The 18693-nt window shown below is 41.5% G+C and carries 15 protein-coding genes and 2 pseudogenes; 11 read left to right on the top strand and 6 right to left on the bottom strand.

Annotation, left to right across the window (positions count from 1 at the left end):
- Positions 1-260 precede the first annotated feature (260 nt).
- Positions 261-749 carry a type II toxin-antitoxin system VapC family toxin gene (locus NSTC731_RS13590; protein WP_445631266.1) on the top strand — a complete coding sequence of 163 codons (489 nt, stop codon included), beginning with the start codon at positions 261-263 and terminating at the stop codon, positions 747-749.
- 431 nt (positions 750-1180) lie between these two features.
- Positions 1181-2710, top strand: coding sequence for a YifB family Mg chelatase-like AAA ATPase (locus NSTC731_RS13585; RefSeq protein ID WP_445631265.1), 1530 nt, complete (start codon positions 1181-1183; stop codon positions 2708-2710).
- A 9-nt stretch (positions 2711-2719) separates the two neighbouring features.
- Here NSTC731_RS13585 and NSTC731_RS13580 read toward each other — a convergent pair.
- Positions 2720-3349: pseudogene (locus tag NSTC731_RS13580) on the bottom strand (type I restriction endonuclease).
- Between the two features lie 211 nt (positions 3350-3560).
- Between NSTC731_RS13580 and NSTC731_RS13575 the strand changes: the two are divergent.
- From NSTC731_RS13575 to NSTC731_RS13550, 6 genes and pseudogenes are all read left to right on the top strand, one after another.
- Positions 3561-4574 (top strand): YihY/virulence factor BrkB family protein, encoded by a 1014-nt coding sequence (locus NSTC731_RS13575; RefSeq protein ID WP_445631264.1) that lies wholly within the window; start codon positions 3561-3563, stop codon positions 4572-4574.
- A gap of 182 nt (positions 4575-4756) precedes the next feature.
- Entirely contained in the window at positions 4757-5308 is a 552-nt protein-coding gene (locus NSTC731_RS13570) for a DUF421 domain-containing protein (protein WP_445631263.1), read from the top strand.
- A gap of 40 nt (positions 5309-5348) precedes the next feature.
- Positions 5349-6644 (top strand): adenylosuccinate lyase, encoded by a 1296-nt coding sequence (gene purB / locus NSTC731_RS13565; RefSeq protein WP_445631262.1) that lies wholly within the window; start codon positions 5349-5351, stop codon positions 6642-6644.
- Positions 6645-6981: 337 nt separating this feature from the next.
- Positions 6982-7152: pseudogene (locus tag NSTC731_RS13560) on the top strand (IS5/IS1182 family transposase); the annotation flags it as partial.
- Between the two features lie 22 nt (positions 7153-7174).
- The gene (locus NSTC731_RS13555; RefSeq protein ID WP_445631261.1) at positions 7175-7705 is read left to right on the top strand and encodes a nucleotidyltransferase domain-containing protein; all 531 of its coding nucleotides are present in this window, start codon (positions 7175-7177) and stop codon (positions 7703-7705) included.
- Positions 7706-7989: 284 nt separating this feature from the next.
- Positions 7990-8529 (top strand): DUF4126 domain-containing protein, encoded by a 540-nt coding sequence (locus NSTC731_RS13550; protein WP_445631260.1) that lies wholly within the window; start codon positions 7990-7992, stop codon positions 8527-8529.
- Positions 8530-8682: 153 nt separating this feature from the next.
- On the opposite strand, the gene hemH is transcribed toward NSTC731_RS13550, so the two are convergent.
- Positions 8683-9849 carry a ferrochelatase gene (hemH, locus tag NSTC731_RS13545; protein WP_445631259.1) on the bottom strand — a complete coding sequence of 389 codons (1167 nt, stop codon included), beginning with the start codon at positions 9847-9849 and terminating at the stop codon, positions 8683-8685.
- 93 nt (positions 9850-9942) lie between these two features.
- Here hemH and NSTC731_RS13540 point away from each other — a divergent pair, with 93 nt between their 5' ends.
- The 3 genes from NSTC731_RS13540 (at position 9943) to NSTC731_RS13530 (ending at position 13035) form a co-directional block, all read left to right on the top strand.
- Positions 9943-10566 (top strand): class I SAM-dependent methyltransferase, encoded by a 624-nt coding sequence (locus NSTC731_RS13540; RefSeq protein ID WP_334840874.1) that lies wholly within the window; start codon positions 9943-9945, stop codon positions 10564-10566.
- A gap of 95 nt (positions 10567-10661) precedes the next feature.
- Complete coding sequence (locus tag NSTC731_RS13535; RefSeq protein ID WP_445631258.1) at positions 10662-11183, top strand: DUF29 family protein; 522 nt, start codon at positions 10662-10664, stop codon at positions 11181-11183.
- A 1021-nt stretch (positions 11184-12204) separates the two neighbouring features.
- The gene (locus tag NSTC731_RS13530; RefSeq protein WP_445632084.1) at positions 12205-13035 is read left to right on the top strand and encodes a dienelactone hydrolase family protein; all 831 of its coding nucleotides are present in this window, start codon (positions 12205-12207) and stop codon (positions 13033-13035) included.
- A 12-nt stretch (positions 13036-13047) separates the two neighbouring features.
- Here the strand turns inward: NSTC731_RS13530 and NSTC731_RS13525 are convergent, their stop codons facing one another.
- The 4 genes from NSTC731_RS13525 to NSTC731_RS13510 all read right to left on the bottom strand — a co-directional run bounded on the left by NSTC731_RS13525 (position 13048) and on the right by NSTC731_RS13510 (position 18410).
- Positions 13048-13989 carry an extracellular catalytic domain type 1 short-chain-length polyhydroxyalkanoate depolymerase gene (locus tag NSTC731_RS13525; protein WP_445631257.1) on the bottom strand — a complete coding sequence of 314 codons (942 nt, stop codon included), beginning with the start codon at positions 13987-13989 and terminating at the stop codon, positions 13048-13050.
- Positions 13990-14102: 113 nt separating this feature from the next.
- Positions 14103-14345, bottom strand: a complete 243-nt coding sequence (locus tag NSTC731_RS13520) for a hypothetical protein (RefSeq protein WP_445631256.1) — start codon at positions 14343-14345, stop codon at positions 14103-14105.
- A 279-nt stretch (positions 14346-14624) separates the two neighbouring features.
- Positions 14625-14897, bottom strand: a complete 273-nt coding sequence (locus NSTC731_RS13515) for a hypothetical protein (protein ID WP_445631255.1) — start codon at positions 14895-14897, stop codon at positions 14625-14627.
- A gap of 399 nt (positions 14898-15296) precedes the next feature.
- Entirely contained in the window at positions 15297-18410 is a 3114-nt protein-coding gene (locus NSTC731_RS13510; RefSeq protein WP_445631254.1) for an MFS transporter, read from the bottom strand.
- Positions 18411-18693: the final 283 nt, after the last annotated feature.

Below are 18693 nucleotides of genomic sequence, written 5' to 3'. Positions count from 1 at the left end.
TGACGCAATTTTAATCACTAATAATTATGAAACGCCGAGAGGTTTTTAATTAGTTGCGATCGTCATTGTCGGTTGAATTGCAAAAACTCGGTGAATTTGGTCGTCAGACCGCTAATTCCCTCCTTATTATAAGGTTATGGTAGTTTTGCGACTGAGCGATCGCCGATCTTATAGATTGGGTTGACATAAGAAAATCCAAGACCCTCAGAAGGAGAATTAAACGCTGTAGGATGAGGGATAAATAAATTCTAGAGATTTCTGTGAGCGAAACTGTCTATATTGAAACTAGTATTTTGGGATACTTGACTGCCAGATCGACAGAAAATTTGATTTTGGCAGCAAACATGAAAATCACGCAAGATTGGTGGAATATTCGTCGCGGTTCTTTTGTCCTTTATGCTTCTGAGATTGTAGAAGACGAAGCGGCTAGGGGAGATGCAGCGATCGCGGATCAAAGGCTGAATTTGTTAGAGTCTTTAACGTTTCTCGATCTCACAGAAGAAGCGATAGAGCTTGCACAAGAGTTTTTGCAACAAAGCAACCTACCACCAAAAGCCTCTAATGATGCTTTGCATATGTCATTAGCAACAGTTTACGGTTTAGACTACCTGTTAACATGGAACTGTAAGCATATGGCAAACGCCCAAATCCAGAGAAAGCTATCACAAATTAGCTCTAAACTTGGATATGAATTACCAGTCATCTGTACACCCTATGAGTTAATGGGATACGATTTTACAGGAGAATAATCTATGTATAAAAATGAAATTTTAGAGGAAATTCATAAGTACAGAGAGGAATATGCTAGCTCATTTAACTATGACCTGAACGCAATCTTTAACGATCTACGAAAGAAACAGATTGCTCATGGGCGTAAAGTTGTAAAACTTCCGATCAAACGTCAGTCTAACAAGTCACTACACCCGACGCAAACTGAGAGCGTGTCTACCTTAGCGTAGAGTATCTTTGCGCGAGTGAGTTCAGCTTTGATACTGTTGAGGGATCTGACTTTTTAAACATTATTATCGCGTTTCTTGATATTGTGCGATCGCACCACCACAACTCACTGCACCCGCTTCTGTGGGCGTAGCAATGCCAAAAAATTGTCTATGTGGTTTTACTAATGCCAATCCACCAACTCATCTGCTAGAGATTTTAAAGGTTTACTGTTATATAAGCAATGCTTGCTAGAGTCTGGAGTGCATCAATTGTGGGCATCGATGCCGTCAAAGTCGGCGTGGAAGTCGATGTGTCAGGGGGATTACCGGGAATTGTTGTCTTGGGACTTCCAGATTCAGCGATTCAAGAGTCCAGAGAAAGAGTCAAAGCAACTTTAAAAAATACTGGCTTTGCCTTTCCGATGCGAAAGATAGTAATTAATTTAACTCCGGCAGATTTACGCAAAGAAGGCCCCTGTTTCGATTTGCCTATCAGTGTAGGAATTTTGGCGGCTTCTGAGCAAGTTAGCGCTGATTTGTTGGGGGATTATCTATTTTTGGGCGAAGTCTCTTTGGATGGCAGTTTACGTCCTGTGGCTGGTGTATTACCGATCGCAGCAGCAGCGCCAAAGATGGGAATTGCAGGTTTAGTTCTCCCTGCTGATAATGCCCAAGAAGCAGCAGTGGTTGAAGATTTAGCTGTTTACGGCTGCAAACATCTGTCTGAGGTGGTGGATTTTTTAAATAATCCGGGGCGTTACAAACCTGTGCAGATCGATAGTACAACAAAGATAGCAACAGTATCCTATCCTGGCGCAGATTTACATGATGTGAAAGGACAAGCTCATGGGCGTCGTGCTTTAGAAATTGCTGCGGCTGGTGGGCATAATTTAATTTTTGTCGGGCCGCCTGGTAGTGGGAAAACGATGCTAGCAAGGCGCTTACCAGGAATTTTACCGCCGTTGAGCTTTGCCGAATCTTTGGAAGTGACTCGCATTCATTCGGTAGCTGGTTTATTGAAAAATCGTGGTACATTGGTACGCGATCGCCCTTTTCGCAGTCCCCACCACTCAGCATCCGGGCCTTCTCTGGTGGGTGGCGGTAGTTTCCCTCGTCCTGGCGAAATATCATTATCCCACAATGGGATCTTATTCATGGACGAATTGACAGAATTTAAACGTGATGTTTTAGAGTTTCTGCGTCAACCTTTAGAAGATGGTTTTGTGACGATTTCCCGCACCAAATTATCAGTTGTTTTTCCCGCACAGTTTACTTTGGTAGCGAGTACCAACCCCTGTCCTTGCGGTTACTATGGCGATACTATCCAACAGTGTACTTGTTCTCCTCGGCAACGCGAGCAATATTGGGCAAAACTTTCCGGGCCGTTGATGGATCGGATTGATTTACAAGTGGCGGTGAATCGCTTAAAACCAGAAGAAATTACTCAACAACCGACGGGGGAAGCATCAACATCGGTGCGTCAACGAGTACAAGAAGCACGCGATCGCGCAATTACTCGTTTTCAAGGAGAAGCAAATCTGCGTTGCAATGCCCAAATGCAGAGCAGTCATCTGCAAAAATGGTGCAAGTTAGATGATGGAAGTCGCAATTTATTAGAAGCAGCAATTAGAAAATTAGGTTTATCGGCAAGAGCAAGCGATCGCATTCTCAAAGTAGCACGGACTATTGCAGATTTGGCAGGAGAAGATCAGCTAAAAACCAATCATGTAGCGGAAGCGATTCAATATCGCACGATAGATAGAATGCAATAAAAAGGAACGCTAAGACGCAGAAGAAATTAACTGACCAATACGCTTGAGAATTTGCAAAACCGCGTACAGTTCTCTCACGGATACAAAGGGAGCAAAAACTCCTGGCAAATCGTACTATGGTGTATTTGTTTGCGTCACTTTGACAAATAAAATATCGTCTCCATTCGTCATCATTCCAAACACAGGTTTACTGGGATTGGGGTTAGCCATCATATAAGCTAAAGCTTGCGGTACAGCCGACCAAACTGAGAGTGTGGTTTTTTTCGACTCCAACACCATCACCCACAACCGATCTTGTAAGACTAAAACATCAATTCGTCCGCGCAGTATCTCCTCGCCATCATTCAGCATTACTTCCACGGATGATTCAGCCTTGATTCTGAAAGGAGGATCGTAAAATCCAGAAAGTGCAAGTATTGGTGACACCAACAACAATATGACTGTCCCTTCTAGTAAATCACCTCCGGCACGGTGATAAAGATATCTGCGCCGCACGACATCCACAGAAGCTTTTTCCGCTTCTGTAATTTCAGACAACCCCTCATACCACTCTAGGAAAAATTGCTCGTTTTCAACACGGACAAAACCAAATCGATTTTCTGCATCCTGAAGAGTGGTAATTGCTGTGGTCTGTGTCATTGCTTCGATCAACATCAGCGCATCTTTAATTATCGCTAATTAGCGCCGCAGCTACGCCTGCCGTAGACATCGCATTGTTATGTCACTATAAAATTCTAAATTCCTCCCCAAGGACGCTTCACAAACACCCTTGGGAGGATGCCGTAACTCAGCAAATCAGTATCCAATATAGCAGGGACTAAGCAACATCCCTTACAAGGAGACTGATTGGATGAATTTGCAAGAAATTTGGAAGTTACTACAAGAGACATTCAAAGAATGGAGTGACGATAAAGCCTCGCGGTTAGCGGCGGCGTTAGCTTATTACACGATTTTTTCCATTGCACCATTACTAATTATTGTAATTGCGATCGCAGGTGCAGTATTTGGAGAGGAAGCGGCAAGAGGTCAAATTGTCGGACAAATTCAAGGTTTAGTCGGGGTAGATGGCGCCAAGTTTCTCGAAACTGCCATCCAAAATGCTAACCAACCAAAGACAGGAGCGATCGCTTCGATTATTAGTGTCTTAGTTTTGTTATTGGGCGCTACAGGCTTATTTACTGAGTTGCAAGATGCGATGAACACGATTTGGGAAGTGAAACCCAAACCTGGACGTGGCATAAATAACATGATTCGCCTCCGCGTTTTGTCCTTTGCAATGGTGATTGGAATTGGCTTTTTACTTTTAGTTTCTCTAGTAATTAGTACGATATTAACAACCTTAGTAACATACTTTAGTAACTTATTGCCAGGTTTCGATTTCATCTGGCAGATTGCTAATTTAGTCATCTCTTTTGCAATAACTACAGTACTGTTTGGACTAATTTTTAAAGTTCTACCAGATGTCAAAATTGCCTGGAGTGATGTTTTAATTGGAGCGGCTCTCACCTCAGTTTTGTTCTCTATTGGGAAATTTTTATTAGGACAATATTTAGGTAATGGCAGTTTTGGATCGACCTATGGTGCTGCTGGTTCACTAGTGGTGATTTTAGCTTGGGTTAACTATGCCGCACAAATTCTTTTCTTCGGTGCAGAATTCACTCAAGTTTATTCCCGAAGGTATGGCAGCGGCATAGTTCCAACTAAAAATGCTGTACATATATCTGATAACACAAACTATAATGGCAAGGCTCCAAGAGAACAAGCATCGAGTCAGAAAAAGCCATCTTCTCGCTTTATTAATCGCTTTTTTCAGTATTTTAGGAAGCCTAAACGCTTAAAAAAGAGAAGAAATCAGCGTTTTTAATCTTTAATTACTGGAGATTTATATTTATAAATCTAATAGATATTGTATCTAATATCACATCAAAGTAATTAATTATTCTTGCCATAGGTTATAAATAAAGTATTCAGCAATTCTGAATTCTGACTTTTTTTATACTGGATTTTTTCCAGAAGCCCATTGAACAAGGAAGAAAATCAGTGCTAATGGAAAAATGGTTTTTTATCAATTGGCAAGCAATTTTTATTCCTAGCATCAGCATCTTTGAGTTGATTATCCGCGGATCGCTAGTCTATTTATCGCTGTTCTCAGTGCTACGCCTACTTCCTAGCCGACAATTAGGAACACTAGGAATTACTGATTTACTCGTAGTTGTATTATTTGCAGAAGCTGCTCAAAATGCTATGGCAAGTAATTACACATCAATTACTGAAGGCGCTATCCTGGTAGGAACAGTGATTTTTTGGAGTTACTTGCTGAACTGGTTGGGTTACAAACTTCCCCAGTTCCAACGTTTCATGAATCCGCCACCGCTGCTATTGGTAAAAAACGGTCGGATGATTGAACGCCATCTGCAACGAGAGTTAATTACAGATGATGAGTTGATGAGCAAGTTACGTCAGCAAGGTGTGGAATTTTTAGCTGATGTGAAGTTCGCGTATATGGAAGCTGATGGCAGGATTAGTATTATCATGTCGGATTCAAAAACTGCTTCCGTCTCTGAGCAAAAAGTAGCGTTAAAAAGCGATGTACATTAATTAGACTGTAAAATATGACGGTTGTATTCTGTGCCGAACTGTGATTGAGCGTTATACTTTGCCCGAAATGGCTAATCTGTGGAGTGAAGCCTATAAACTAAAAACTTGGCTGCAAGTCGAAATTGCTGTTTGTGAGGCTCAAGCTGAACTTGGTTACATTCCATCTGAGGCGGTTGAGGAAATTAAGGCCAAGGCAGATTTCGATCCAAAGCGGGTGTTGGAAATTGAGGCTGTAGTTCGCCATGATGTCATTGCTTTTTTGACAAATGTCAATGAATATGTTGGTGATGCCGGACGCTACATTCACCTGGGTTTAACTAGTTCGGATGTTTTGGATACAGCTTTAGCACTGCAATTAGTTGCCAGTCTGGATATATTATTGCAACGTCTGGAAGATTTGATTCAGGTAATTCGCCAAAAAGCACGGGAACATCGTCAGACAGTGATGGCTGGCCGATCGCACGGTATTCATGCTGAACCGATTACTTTTGGTTTTAAACTAGCTGGTTGGTTAGCAGAAGTGTTGCGACACCAAGAACGTCTGAGAATACTCCGCCAAACGATCGCTGTCGGTAAAATTTCTGGTGCAGTCGGAACATACGCGAATATTGAACCGCGTGTAGAAGCGATCGCTTGTCAAAAACTCGGACTCGAACCTGATACGGCCTCAACTCAAGTTATTTCCCGCGATCGCCACGCTGACTACGTGCAACAATTAGCTTTGGTAGCCGCAACCATTGAACGCTTTGCTGTAGAAATTCGCAATCTCCAAAAAACAGACGTTTTAGAAGTTGAAGAATTTTTTGCCAAAGGTCAAAAAGGCTCCTCAGCTATGCCACACAAGCGCAACCCCATCCGTTCGGAACGACTGACGGGAATGGCACGACTCGTCAGAAGTCATGCCGGTGCAGCTTTAGAAAACGTTGCTTTATGGCATGAGCGAGACATTTCTCACAGTTCTGTAGAACGGGTAATTTTGCCAGATGCTTGTACTTTGACGCATTTTATGTTGTCAGAAATAACCGATTTGGTGAAAAACTTATTGGTCTATCCTGAGAACATGAAACGCAATCTCAACTGTTACGGCGGCGTTGTGTTTAGCCAAAAAGTGTTACTGGCTTTGATAGACAAGGGAAGCAGCCGAGAAGAGGCTTATGCGATCGTTCAAGAAAGCGCTCACGCCGCTTGGAATCAGCCAGAAGGAAACTTCCAAGACTTGATTAGCAAAGATCCGCGTGTTACCCAAAAGTTGTCTCCAGCAGAACTAGAGCTTTGTTTTGATCCCCAGCAACATCTGCGGCATTTAGAAGAAGTTTACCAACGATTAGGTATTTAAGATTAATTTACTTGTAGTAGGAGTTTAGGCACTTACTATAAGTAAATTACCCCAAAAATATGCAGATATCATCAAAAAAGATATATAGCCGTAGCTACATAGGCTAGGACAATGTTGATTGCTAAAAGCCTTGATTTCAAGCTTGTTTATACTCAAGAACTGCCTTGAAAATAAGGCAGGAGGCAGTGTTTCGACTACGCTCAACAACCAGGCAGGAGGCAGGAGGAAAAGACATTTTCATTGTTCCTTGTAAGCGCAGCTCATAGAATCTCTTGCAAAAATGTTTTGTCGTATAATTAAAAATTTGGCAATTTGCGATTAGGAAATTTGATTAGCAGTGAAAATAGAGAAAGCTAAACACCTTACTTCAAGAAAATTTAAGCCTATGACTGGAGTAAGCTGTCAAACCTTTGAGTTAATGGTGGATGTAGTTAAAGCTGATGCTCAAAAGAAAAAGAAAACAGGTCGTCCTAGATTAATTATTGAAGACCAAGTTTTAATGGTGATTTAGTATTGGAGAGAGTGCTCAGATGCAAGAATATGAGCCTGAAATGACTGCACAGGAAGTGATTAAGATAGTGCAGCTTTTTGAGGAGAATGCAATTGAAGTTTACATTGATGGGGGATGGGGAGTTGATGCTTTGCTTGGAAAGCAAACTCGAAGCCATACTGACTTAGATATAGCTGTTCAGCACAAAGATGTGGCTCAAATAAGAGTTTTGCTTGAAACTAGAGGCTATCAGGATAAGCTTTGCGACGATACACGCGATTGCAACTTTGTTTTGGTAAATCACCAAGGGAATGAAATCGATATTCATTCGTATACATTTGATTCAACGGGTAATCATGTTTATGGCATTGAATATCCTTATGACTCACTATCCGGACATGGCTTGATAGCTGGATATCCCGTAAGATGTATATCGCCTAAGTGGATGGTGAGGTTCCATACTGGATACGCGTTTGATGAAAACGATTACCGCGATGTTAAGGCGCTCTGTTACCATTTCGGCATCATGCTGCCTTTGGAGTACGAGGAGTTTGAGAAGAACTGTGGATAATAGACTTCTTGGCATTTGTCGGGGTAAAGGGGAAAGGGAAAAGGAATAAAAAAAACCTTTTCCCAATCAAGATGAGTCCTTTTTCCCGCAAGAGTGCAAAAGTTACTTTTGCAAGAGGTCTAATGTGTAGGATGAGCCTGTTAAAAAAACTGCGCCTGAATTCTGTTATATAAAGGTACCAACAATATTTAATATTGCAATCTGTTGGATGCTCGAATTCTTGCTAGCACTGGGTAGTATACATTACAAATACTTAGTTATTTATTAATACTACGAGTGCTTTGATGATTGAAATCCTAGCCACACTTTCTGCCTCTGCGGCAGCAGGAATGAGAATAGGCATACCTTTGCTAATTATTGGATTATTGCAGGGTAGCAGCTTGTGGTCACAAGTTCCAATCTTATCTCACATTTCTCCACCAATATTATTATGTTGCCTCACCAGTTGGTCATTAATTGAATTATTAGCCTCAAAAAAGCTTTGGGGGCAAAGATTGCTCCAAGTGGTTCAGTTATTCATGTCTCCCCTTGTAGGGGCGATTATGGGGTTAGGAGTAGCGACAGCAACAGCAACCCCAAACTGGTTGATTGCCATAATTGGAGGTTTATTAGCTTTGGTACTCCAGCTCGTCCAAATTGGTTGGTTCTATCGGTTACGTGGCTTACCGTTGTGGGCAGTCTTCCTTCAAGATACCTTGTGCATTGCTCTAGTACTATTTGCCTTTGATGCTCCTTGGCAAGGAGGACTAATTGCTTTAATACTGCTTTGGTTTGCAGTTCGTAGTGCTAAACAGTGGTATGACTGGTATCGGCTAAAAAGTTAGGAGTTAAAAGTGAGAAGCGATGCCCTGAGCCTGCCGTTCGCGGAGCGTCTCGTAGAGAAGGGTTAGGAATGAAGATAGAAGTTAAAAGTGAAGAGTTAGCGAGAAAAATTAAAAACTCCCAACTCCCAACTCCTAACTCCTAACTCTTTTCATTTACTGCAAAAGCCCAATCATGTGCAAGAAGCCGTGACCGGTAATCAGCTCTACGATTAAGGCAATAAAACCCAGCATCGCAATCCGACCATTCCATACTTCAGCACTAGTTGTCAGACCCCATTCCCAACGCTCTTGAGGGTACATTTTGACCATTTTCTTCATTTGAGCAGCTTGCGAAAGCTTGAAACTGGGGTTTTTCAGTGCATCAATCACTAATTCGGCTAGTGCATTAATAAATACTGGATGGGTATTGGGAGCCGGTACGCGGCGGAAATTGTGAATTCCTGATTCTTCGGCTACTTCTCGATACTCAATATCAATTTCTTGTAGTGTCTCGATATGCTCTGAGACAAAACTGATTGGCACGACAACCAAATCTTTCACGCCTTGCGCGCCTAGTTCTTTGAGGGCATCTTCAGTATAGGGTTGAAGCCATTCTACTGGCCCGACACGACTTTGGTAAGCTAAGGTGTGGGCATTGGGTCGATTGAGAGTCTGCATAATCAACGCAGTACATTCTTCAATTTCCACCTGGTAAGGATCGCCTGCTTCTTCAACGTAGCTTTTCGGAACGCCATGAGCGCTGAAGAATATATGAACTTCATCCGGGTTGGGAAATTGCTCAAGTTCCTGGGCTATAAGTTGCGCCATTGCTTGAAGATAGCCTGGTTGTTTGTACCAAGAAGGAATAACGGTGTAATCAATCGGTTGAAGTTTTGGATCTTCTCGCCAAAGCTTGTCTAAAAGCCGGAAGCTGGAACCACTAGTGCTGATAGAAAACTGGGGATATAGTGGTAATATTACTAGGTGTTCTACCCGATCTTGGGTAATTTGTGCGATCGCCTCTTCTGTATAGGGATGCCAATAACGCATTCCCACGTAAATATTAACTTCTTGCCCCAAAGAACCTAACTGTTCTTTTAGAGCTTCCCCTTGGGCTTCTGTAATCTGCCGCAATGGGGAACCACCACCGATTTGCTTATAATTTTCTTGAGATGTTCTGGTTCGCCGCGTGGCAATAAACCAGGCTAGGGGCTTTTGCAACCAGCGAAATGGTAGGCGAATAATTTCCGGATCGGAAAATAGATTGTACAAAAAGGGCCCGACATCTTCTAGCTTATCAGGGCCACCGAGATTGAGTAATAAGACGCCTACACGACCCATAGCAGTTACTTTCCCCCAATCTTTTCAGGTTTTTTACTAATGTTAACAATATATCTTTATTAAATATAAAGCTTAATAGCAAGGAAATATGCAATGGCAACAATTTTAAGGGATTGGAGTTACCGCTATCAGTGGTTATATGATGGTATCTCTCGTTTAGCAGCCTTAAGTGTAGGTGGTGAAGCACGTTTTCGGCAACTTGCTTTGCAAGGCTTAACAATTCACTCAGATTCTCAAGTTTTAGATTTATGTTGTGGTAGTGGTCAAACAACAGAGTTTTTAGTAAAAAATTCACAAAACGTAACAGGATTGGACGCTTCACCCAAGTCTTTGCAACGGGCGCGGCTAAATGTACCGGAAGCTTCTTATGTAGAAGCTTTTGCTGAAGAGATGCCATTTGCAGATAATTTGTTTGATGTGGTACATACCAGCGTTGCCTTACACGAGATGCAGCCTCAGCAATTACGAAAAATTATTAATGAAGTTTATCGGGTGCTGAAGCCGGGAGGAGTGTTTACGCTGGTGGATTTTCACGCTCCGACAAATCCGATATTTTGGCCTGGGATATCAGTGTTTTTGTTGTTGTTTGAGACGGAAACGGCTTGGGAATTACTGAAAACTGATTTAGCTGAGTTGTTAGCTAAGACTGGCTTTGAAGTGAGTAAGTCAACTTTATATGCAGGTGGGAGTTTGCAAGTGATACAGGCGAATAAGTGAACAATACTACTTTATTAATGGCAGCGAAGAGACTTTGCTATTAATAAAGTATAGGTTGTTTTTATATAGTACTTAAGCAGGTAGGCAAAGAAAAAATGACGCAGGAACTAATAGACCTCAAAAAGAGTATTTTGGAAGGACGTTATGCAGATGCTTTAGCAATTGTAGACGAATTAGAAGGCATGAGTAAACAAGCTATTCTGCGGAATATCCGAGCTTATTTAAGGATTCTGCTGATTCATCTGATTAAAAACCAAGTAGAACAACGATTAACTGGTTCATGGGCAAATTCTATTCGTAATTCAATCCGAGAAATTAAAAGTCTTAATATCAAAGATAATAAAAAATCTTACTATATTAATTTAGGTGAGTGGGAGAGTTTGATAGAAGAGGAAGTGATTGAAGATGCGATCGCTGATGCGAGTGATGAAGTAATGAATGGAGTATATAATCAATTTCAACTATCTGAAATAGTAGATAGAAAACAAATTCTTCAGACTGCGTTGAAGTTTTTGGCGCTAACTTATTCCTATTCAGCTAAGGAGTTACCCGCAGTTTTAGCTGAAAATTTAACTCAGTTATCCGGTGGAGAAGATTGGAAAACAGGTAAGCGATAAAAAAATATTTTAATTCTTAATAGGAATTTTGATGAATTACAATTTTGTCATCATTATGATTCTTTTCCACCCATTACTATATTTCAATCTCTAATAGAGATTTTGAGAAATTGTAATAAGCCAGAGAACCAGGATTTTAAGACACTCTGGCGGCGGCGTTTCAATCCCTAATAGGGATTTTGATTAATTGCAATTCTACCAACTCTGTAGATACTGCCAACGTTCTTTGTTTCAATCCCTAATAGGGATTTTGATTAATTGCAATGGAGGTGCGATCGCTATTCATGCTCTTTGGATATGTTTCAATCCCTAATAGGGATTTTGATTAATTGCAATTTTTAGGGTTAGAAACTAAAGCTCACTTTTACACAGTTTCAATCCCTAATAGGGATTTTGATTAATTGCAATAAAAGAGCCAGGAATCAATTTAGAGTTACTTGGCGGCGTTTCAATCCCTAATAGGGATTTTGATTAATTGCAATGGGCAATTAAGTGGCGGATTTCAAATAGCAGCAGGTATGGGTTTCAATCCCTAATAGGGATTTTGATTAATTGCAATTCAAGGAACAGGTGTTGAAGCTTACCAATCTCAATCGACTGAGGTTTCAATCCCTAATAGGGATTTTGATTAATTGCAATGAAAGCTACCCTTAAAACCGAGATGGTGTAGCGTGGTGCGTTTCAATCCCTAATAGGGATTTTGATTAATTGCAATAGCGGGAGCCTGAAAGCCAAGCTATATTTAGTTTTCAAGGTGCGGTTGCGCGATTCTAGAGCAATCATAGCATTAGAGAATTTCTTTGGGAAGAGTGTCAGGAAAGGTTGAAGGCTGAAACTCAATTATTGTAAGCATTTCAGAGATTGCGCGGATGAATTTGGACAATTGGTGGGGTGAAACGCTTGCTGGTGTTGAGATAGAAGCACTTTTTTTCGGGTGTGAAATTTGTACACCTACCCTTACGCGCATTTGACCATACAGTAATCTAAATATAAAGGAACTTAGTAATTCAACGTAGAGATGATGAAAGAACTAACGCGCCGCAAATTTATTGCAACAGCGACAGTGGCGACAGGTTTTGCCCTTGCAGTACAACCCATTTCTGCCGGAGTCATCACTACTGATGCCAAGGGGTTAGTAGCTGGTGCAGTGAAAATTCCTGTCAAAGATGGCGAAATTCCTGCCTATAGAGCAGCACCGGCTAGTGGTGATAATTTCCCAATTGTTCTGGTAATCCAGGAAATTTTTGGCGTACACGAGCATATCCAGGATATCACTCGTCGCTTTGCTCGGTTGGGATATTTAGCGATCGCACCCGAATTATTTATCCGTCAAGGTGATGTCTCGAAGTTAAGCAACATAGACGAAATTCGTCCAATTGTCGCCAAAGTGCCAGATGCCCAAGTATTATCCGATCTTGATGCTACAGTAGACTGGGCAAAGAAGTCAGCTAAGGGTAATGGCCAGAAGTTGGGAATTACAGGCTTCTGTTGGGGCGGTCGTATTACTTGGTTATATGCTGCACATAATCCCCAGGTGAAGGCTGGTGTAGCTTGGTATGGGCGACTTGTGGGCGATGCTACCGAACTTCAGCCCCAGTATCCTGTCGATATTGCATCAAAACTGACAGTCCCGATTCTCGGACTTTATGGTGGCAAGGATACAGGTATTCCTGTTGATACAGTAGAGCAGATGCGCGATCGCTTAAAGTCCAGCAGTAGCAAATCTGAAATTATCGTCTATCCCAATGCACCCCACGCATTTTTTGCCGATTATCGCCCCTCCTACCGCGAACAAGAAGCTCAGGATGGTTGGAAACGCCTCTTGGCATGGTTTAAGGAAAATGGTGTTTAAAAAATTAGCTACTTATGAACTGTGACGCTGAAAAAAGTCCCAAATTGTTTCACTGGCGTTCAACCCTAGCTTGGCATTGAATTTGTTTAGGTTCTCGTCAGTTGAAGAACCACCAGGCCAGAAATGTCCACCGTTGACTACCGCTAGCTGCCAGACTTCGGAATTGCCAGTACAACCTGTGTAGATAGCGGTTTTCACTTTATCTTTAGGAAAATTTGGAGATGCATTTGATAAGGTACATCGATCGTGCGATCGCCAAAACTCTACCATGTCTGAGATCGAAACCAGCGCTCCTCTTCGAGTGTGATCATCACCTTCATAAAGGACATCGCGATCGTTTGTACCGTTGATCGTTAACATCGATATGGGAGTTTGAGGCTGGCAACTAGGTTTAAGTCTAACTGGGAGCGAACCAGCTACTGATGCAAAGCCAGCAATTTTATCAGGTAACTTACAAGCTAGTGCTTGGGTAAGTATACCACCTCTAGAAAAACCGGTGGCATAAACTTTATGACTATCAATATTAAGTTGCTGCTGAAGATGATTAATCAAAGCACTGACAAACAAAACATCATCTACTTTTCCTTGACCGTTACCTCTGAGGCTCCATTTTTGGTCAATTCCATCTGGATAAACAACAATAAATCCTTTTTGCTCTGCTAATTTATTGAAGCGAGTCACGTTACTGATAGACCGACCATTACCCTCATCTCCATGAAACACTAAAACTAATGGCATCGGGCGGTGTAGGTTATAAGATTTTGGAGTGTAAAAATAGTAAGTACGTAATTTACCTTGATTGTGTAGTTCTCCATAATTATCACCAATCAAGATTTTTTCTTTAGTTATATTTTTTTCGTCAGCCTGAATGGAATCGCAGGCTGTTACGAAACTAATTCCTAGTATAAATATTAAAAGTTTTTTTAAAAGATGATAATTTGGAGAGATATTCATGTTGATTCAATTGACTTATGTTAACTACTTGTATTTAATTATAAGTCTTATTTAGCAACAAGGTTTTAACTAATAGAGGCTAACAACTAAAGTTGTTAGCCTCTATTTAGATATTAAACTCTGACATTTACATAACGAGCAGGAACTCTAACTTTAACCCACCTGTTACCGCGTCGTACTGTTTCCCAATGTGCAGGAATTAACTTCCGTTGATATCGGGCAACAATAGGTTTACGCACAATAGCAGTTCTATGAACATTGGGTCTGACAATGATTTCTGCTGCTGATGCTTGTGACGGTAAGGAGGAAATTGCAAATGGGAGAGCAAGTAATGTACCTAATAAAATACGTTTCATATCCAAATCTCCATCAATTAATTTGCTTGAGTTTTATACAGCATTTATCAATAATTTGCGAACAGATAGTCTTACTCATTAGCTTTACAGTAAGCTTTGTTTGTTACACGACTTAATTGATTTGCTGTATTGCTCTCAGTTTAAAATGCTGAATAAGAAAACACAGTGTAATAAAGTCATAATGTCAGTATGACTTTATTCACATTTTAAACTTTGGACAAAAAAAAGGAGTTTAAAATTCCTCCTTTTTAGTATTATTTTTTACTTAATTATGTATATTTACAGGATTCTGTATGCAATCATTCCAATCAATACGGCAAGACCTAGCGCTCTGCGAAAATAATTAACGCCTTGAAATAGCTCCATCCACGCCCAAGTAAACAATGCGCCATTTGCCACAAAGTCTAACACTGTATTGATTTTACCACTTGTAAAAACTAGAGTGAGTAAACTAGCTACTATCCAAAGAATAAGTGGTGGGTTTGGCATTTGAGCCACAACAATTTTGCCACTGCTGTCACGGAAGGTTTTATCAACTAACGTGTTTTCCATTGTTTGAAATTACTACTTAGGTAAAATTATTAACTTGCAAAAATTACGAAGTAATTTATTGATAATAGGCTGAGATTTTATTGCAAGTCATTTAATAAAATTAAAACATTAAACCAATTCTATTTTCACCCATCTAATTGCTGAGATTAGAGCAGTAAAGGATATTCATATATGACTATATTGAAAGACATACTGGTAGCAATTCAATTAACGATTGCAACACATCCTTGGGTAAAGACGCGATGAATCGCGTCTCTACAAATGGTCTATTTGTTGCATTCTTCTTTCCAATTGGTATTACACAAATGCCAATACGTATTTTTTTACTTTATTCTCTACGTCCTTAAAATAGAAAAGCCTCCCATAATGGGAGGCTGAAAAGTTAGCGGAGACAACTTGTTAAACTACAGCGATCGCTCCTCCTAATGCAGAGAAAATGGCGGAGACGAATGCTGTGGCAAACAGCCACCACGCTGCTGTAGCTGCGGCTTTGCGGGTTTCTTCTGCTTGCCGCTGTGCTTGATGCTTTACTTGTTCTAGACGGCGTTGGGCTTCGTGCTGTATGCGTTCTGCACGTTGTAATACTGTGTTGCGTGCCCGTTCAATTTGGTCGATGATTCGGTTGGCATCTTCTTCGGAGATATCCTCACGAGAACTCATAATTGCCACTAGGGTATCACGGTCAAAGGAGGACAAGCGATCGCGCAGGGCATCGAAACCTGCCTGAGGATCGTCAAAAACTGTGCGAATATCGCGCTTAATACTATCATAGTTAAGTTCCGGGCGATCCAGGGAGTTGAGATAGTTGCGAATGCGGGCAAAAACCCCATCAATTGCATCTTGAATGCCGCGTTGGATGCTGCGCACTTGTTCGACAAATTGATCCCTTACGGACACTATATTATCGGCAATCCGTGCTGCTTCTTCATCAGAAATATCTTCCCGAATTTTCAGCAGGGCAATGATGGTATCACGGTCAAACTGAGAAAGGCGATCGCCAAAACTTTCTACGCCGACTCGCGGATCGTGCAACAATAATTGCAAGTCGCGTTTGATACCTTCAGGATTGAGTTCTTCTTTACCAGTTTGGCGCAGATACTCTTCCAAATAACCTTTGAATGATTCTACTCTTTGCTGTGTACGGCTAGCTAGGCGACGAGGCGCGCGCACAAAGTTACGAATTGAAGTTTGGGTGGAATCAATGATTTCATTGACTTGTTCTTCACTCAAGTCTTGGCGTTGACTGAGCAATTTCACCAGTGTATCCCGGTCTACCTGTGACAACCGACGGCGCAATGCGACGGCTCCTTCTTTGGGATTTTCAAACAATCTGGTCAAATCTCGCTGAATACCTTCAGGATTGAGTTCTTGTTTGCCAGTATTTCGGAGATAATCTGCGATCGTTGTGGTTACAGAGTCGTATTGCTCTTTAGCTTTATCGGCTACAATTTGAGGTGTGTGGCGAATATTATACCATGATTCCTCAGTAGCATTGATGATTTGATTAACTTGATCTTCACTCAAATCTTGCCGTTGACTCAACAATTGTACTAAGGTATCGCGGTCAAAGCGAGACAAGCGTGCCCGAATTGAGCTAATTCCAGCTTGCGGATCTTCTAGTAGCTTTTTGAAGTCGGCGCGGATGCCATCAGGATTCAGTTCTGATTTGCCGGTGTTACGCAGATATGATTCTACATTTAACCACAGGGTTTCTGCTTGATATTGTGCCTGTTCTGCTAGTCCTTTGGATTCTACCAAAACGCGATCGCGTTGTTTTTCCAACTCATCGACAATGCTATCTACTTCATATAACTGGACATCATTACGTTGTAGCAATATCTGCCGAATTTCTTGACGGTCAAGGTGGGCTAGCCGCAATGTCAGGGTTTCATAATCTGCCTCTGAGTCTTCCAACAGTGGTTTAAAATTCTGCTCAATGCCTTCGGCTGTCAAATCTGCCTTGGGAGTAACCAGTAGATAACTTTCTACTGCGCGTTGCAAGTCTTGGACTATATCTCTTTCTTCAATAGCTCTGACTGTTACTAGCACTTCTTGGCGGACAGTTTCTAGCTGATTAGCAATGCGTTGAATTTGACCTTGAGTCAGCAATCCCCGTTGTTGCAAAATTTTGACGAAATCATTGCGGGATAGTCGTTCTAGTTCCCTACGGACGATTCCTGGATCGGCTGCTGGATCGTAAATGACATCATGAAATTCCTGGGCAATTCTTTCTGGACTCAGTTGCCAAGCATAAGTATTGTATAGGTAATTTTCGACATCAGCCCGAATTGGGCTATAGGGTTGTGATGGTGTTGGCAAGCCTAACTTATCTGCTTGTTCGGTGACTTTATCTTTAGCGCTAGTAAGACTACCTAAGATTTTTTCTACATCCAAATCAGACAAATCTGCACGTCCCAACACAATGCCGGTTAAGGCAGATAATCCTTGCTGGAGTGTACTTTGAATTGGCCCGCTAGCTGCTTTTTGGTCAGATTCTTTGGAACCACCCTTTTCTGCTAGTAACCGTTCCAACTTGGCGTTGAGTTCATCTGTCTTGCTTTGTCCTGCTGGGAGTGATTTCAGATAATCCATCAACTCACCTAAACGGTCTTGGGTGGCTGGTTGCTGACTTACCACTTGCTGCCAAACTTTATACAAGGTATCAGCAATGCGGCTAACGTCTTTTTTGGAAAGATCGGTGCGGCTGCTGACTAACTCGATAAACTTTTGGCGGTCGATGTTGCGGATATCTGGAGTCCCAGCGATCGCTTTGAATTGCGGATCGTTGAGTAAATTTTCAAAATCACTCCGAATCTTTGACACATCGAGTTCTGGAGGACGTATCTTATCTAAGTACTCTTCAATGTTTTCTCGGATACTTACGGGGTCGATGGCGCTTCCTAGTTCTCGACGGACAGCGGCGGCGGCGGCTTCAGCTGTGGCTACCACTTGGTTATTTACAGCTTTCGCACCTAGTGCGGCGGTAGCAGTCCCCATAATCGCTTGAAACCCAGATGTTGCCGTATTCACAACTGAGCCAATTAAGGAGCCTACGGTGGTGGAACTTACCCAAACTAGGAGCAAAAAGTAAGCACCCCAAATTACTAAGCCGAGAGTCGCTCCCAATCCTCGATCTGAGATGACAAGGCTCAATTTTACTGCTAGGTAAGAAGCGATTAATAAGGCGACAGTCACAGTGACTAATGTCCAAATTCCCACTGCTGTGCCGATTTTGCGAATATTGCCGCCCAAACTTCCGACTTCTCCATTATCTGAATCCGAGTCAGATGAGTGCCCCAGGTAGGAAATACCGGCTGCAAGGGAGAGATTAGTTAGAACTAATTGGAAAGCAAAGGCAAGAATCACGCCGGAGATTAAAGCCACAAAAAAGCGTGGCCCCGAAAAGAGAACCGATGCTTGTTCTGGTGTGACGTTTGAGCGTTCTACTGGAACCTGTGCTAACCACAATAGTGGTTTATAGAGTCCCACCATGATTTCCGTACTTTGGAACATTGGATTTCCTTCTACCTACTAAGTTTAAATTTGGGGGAATTAAGAATTTCTTGAGAAGCAACTCTTAGTATTTATTATGTTTGTACCTATGGCAATACCTAACTCTTTAGATCACAATCGTAGAATTTACCTCTTTAAAGCATCTCTCCAAGGGCTGAAAACCTCATACAGCGGAAGATATAACTTTTGTTATCTCTTGATAAAAAACATAATTAAATGGCAAGCAATTTTACTTACTTACTGCTAATTTTAATTTTAATTGTTTAATTTATAGTGAGTAACT

This window comes from Nostoc sp. DSM 114167, from assembly GCF_052692655.1.
Note: the sequence above shows the minus strand (reverse complement) of the source record. Positions and strands in the feature narration are given on the sequence as shown.

Coding starts and splice junctions, on each gene's coding strand:
- NSTC731_RS13585 (WP_445631265.1), top strand. CDS start 1,181: ATGCTTGCTAGAGTCTGGAGTGCATCAATTGTGGGCATCGATGCCGTC.
- NSTC731_RS13530 (WP_445632084.1), top strand. CDS start 12,205: ATGAAAGAACTAACGCGCCGCAAATTTATTGCAACAGCGACAGTGGCG.
- NSTC731_RS13520 (WP_445631256.1), bottom strand. CDS start 14,345: ATGAAACGTATTTTATTAGGTACATTACTTGCTCTCCCATTTGCAATT.
- NSTC731_RS13515 (WP_445631255.1), bottom strand. CDS start 14,897: ATGGAAAACACGTTAGTTGATAAAACCTTCCGTGACAGCAGTGGCAAA.
- NSTC731_RS13525 (WP_445631257.1), bottom strand. CDS start 13,989: ATGAATATCTCTCCAAATTATCATCTTTTAAAAAAACTTTTAATATTT.
- NSTC731_RS13540 (WP_334840874.1), top strand. CDS start 9,943: ATGGCAACAATTTTAAGGGATTGGAGTTACCGCTATCAGTGGTTATAT.
- hemH (WP_445631259.1), bottom strand. CDS start 9,849: ATGGGTCGTGTAGGCGTCTTATTACTCAATCTCGGTGGCCCTGATAAG.
- NSTC731_RS13550 (WP_445631260.1), top strand. CDS start 7,990: ATGATTGAAATCCTAGCCACACTTTCTGCCTCTGCGGCAGCAGGAATG.
- NSTC731_RS13575 (WP_445631264.1), top strand. CDS start 3,561: ATGAATTTGCAAGAAATTTGGAAGTTACTACAAGAGACATTCAAAGAA.
- NSTC731_RS13510 (WP_445631254.1), bottom strand. CDS start 18,410: ATGTTCCAAAGTACGGAAATCATGGTGGGACTCTATAAACCACTATTG.
- NSTC731_RS13555 (WP_445631261.1), top strand. CDS start 7,175: ATGCAAGAATATGAGCCTGAAATGACTGCACAGGAAGTGATTAAGATA.
- NSTC731_RS13570 (WP_445631263.1), top strand. CDS start 4,757: ATGGAAAAATGGTTTTTTATCAATTGGCAAGCAATTTTTATTCCTAGC.
- NSTC731_RS13535 (WP_445631258.1), top strand. CDS start 10,662: ATGACGCAGGAACTAATAGACCTCAAAAAGAGTATTTTGGAAGGACGT.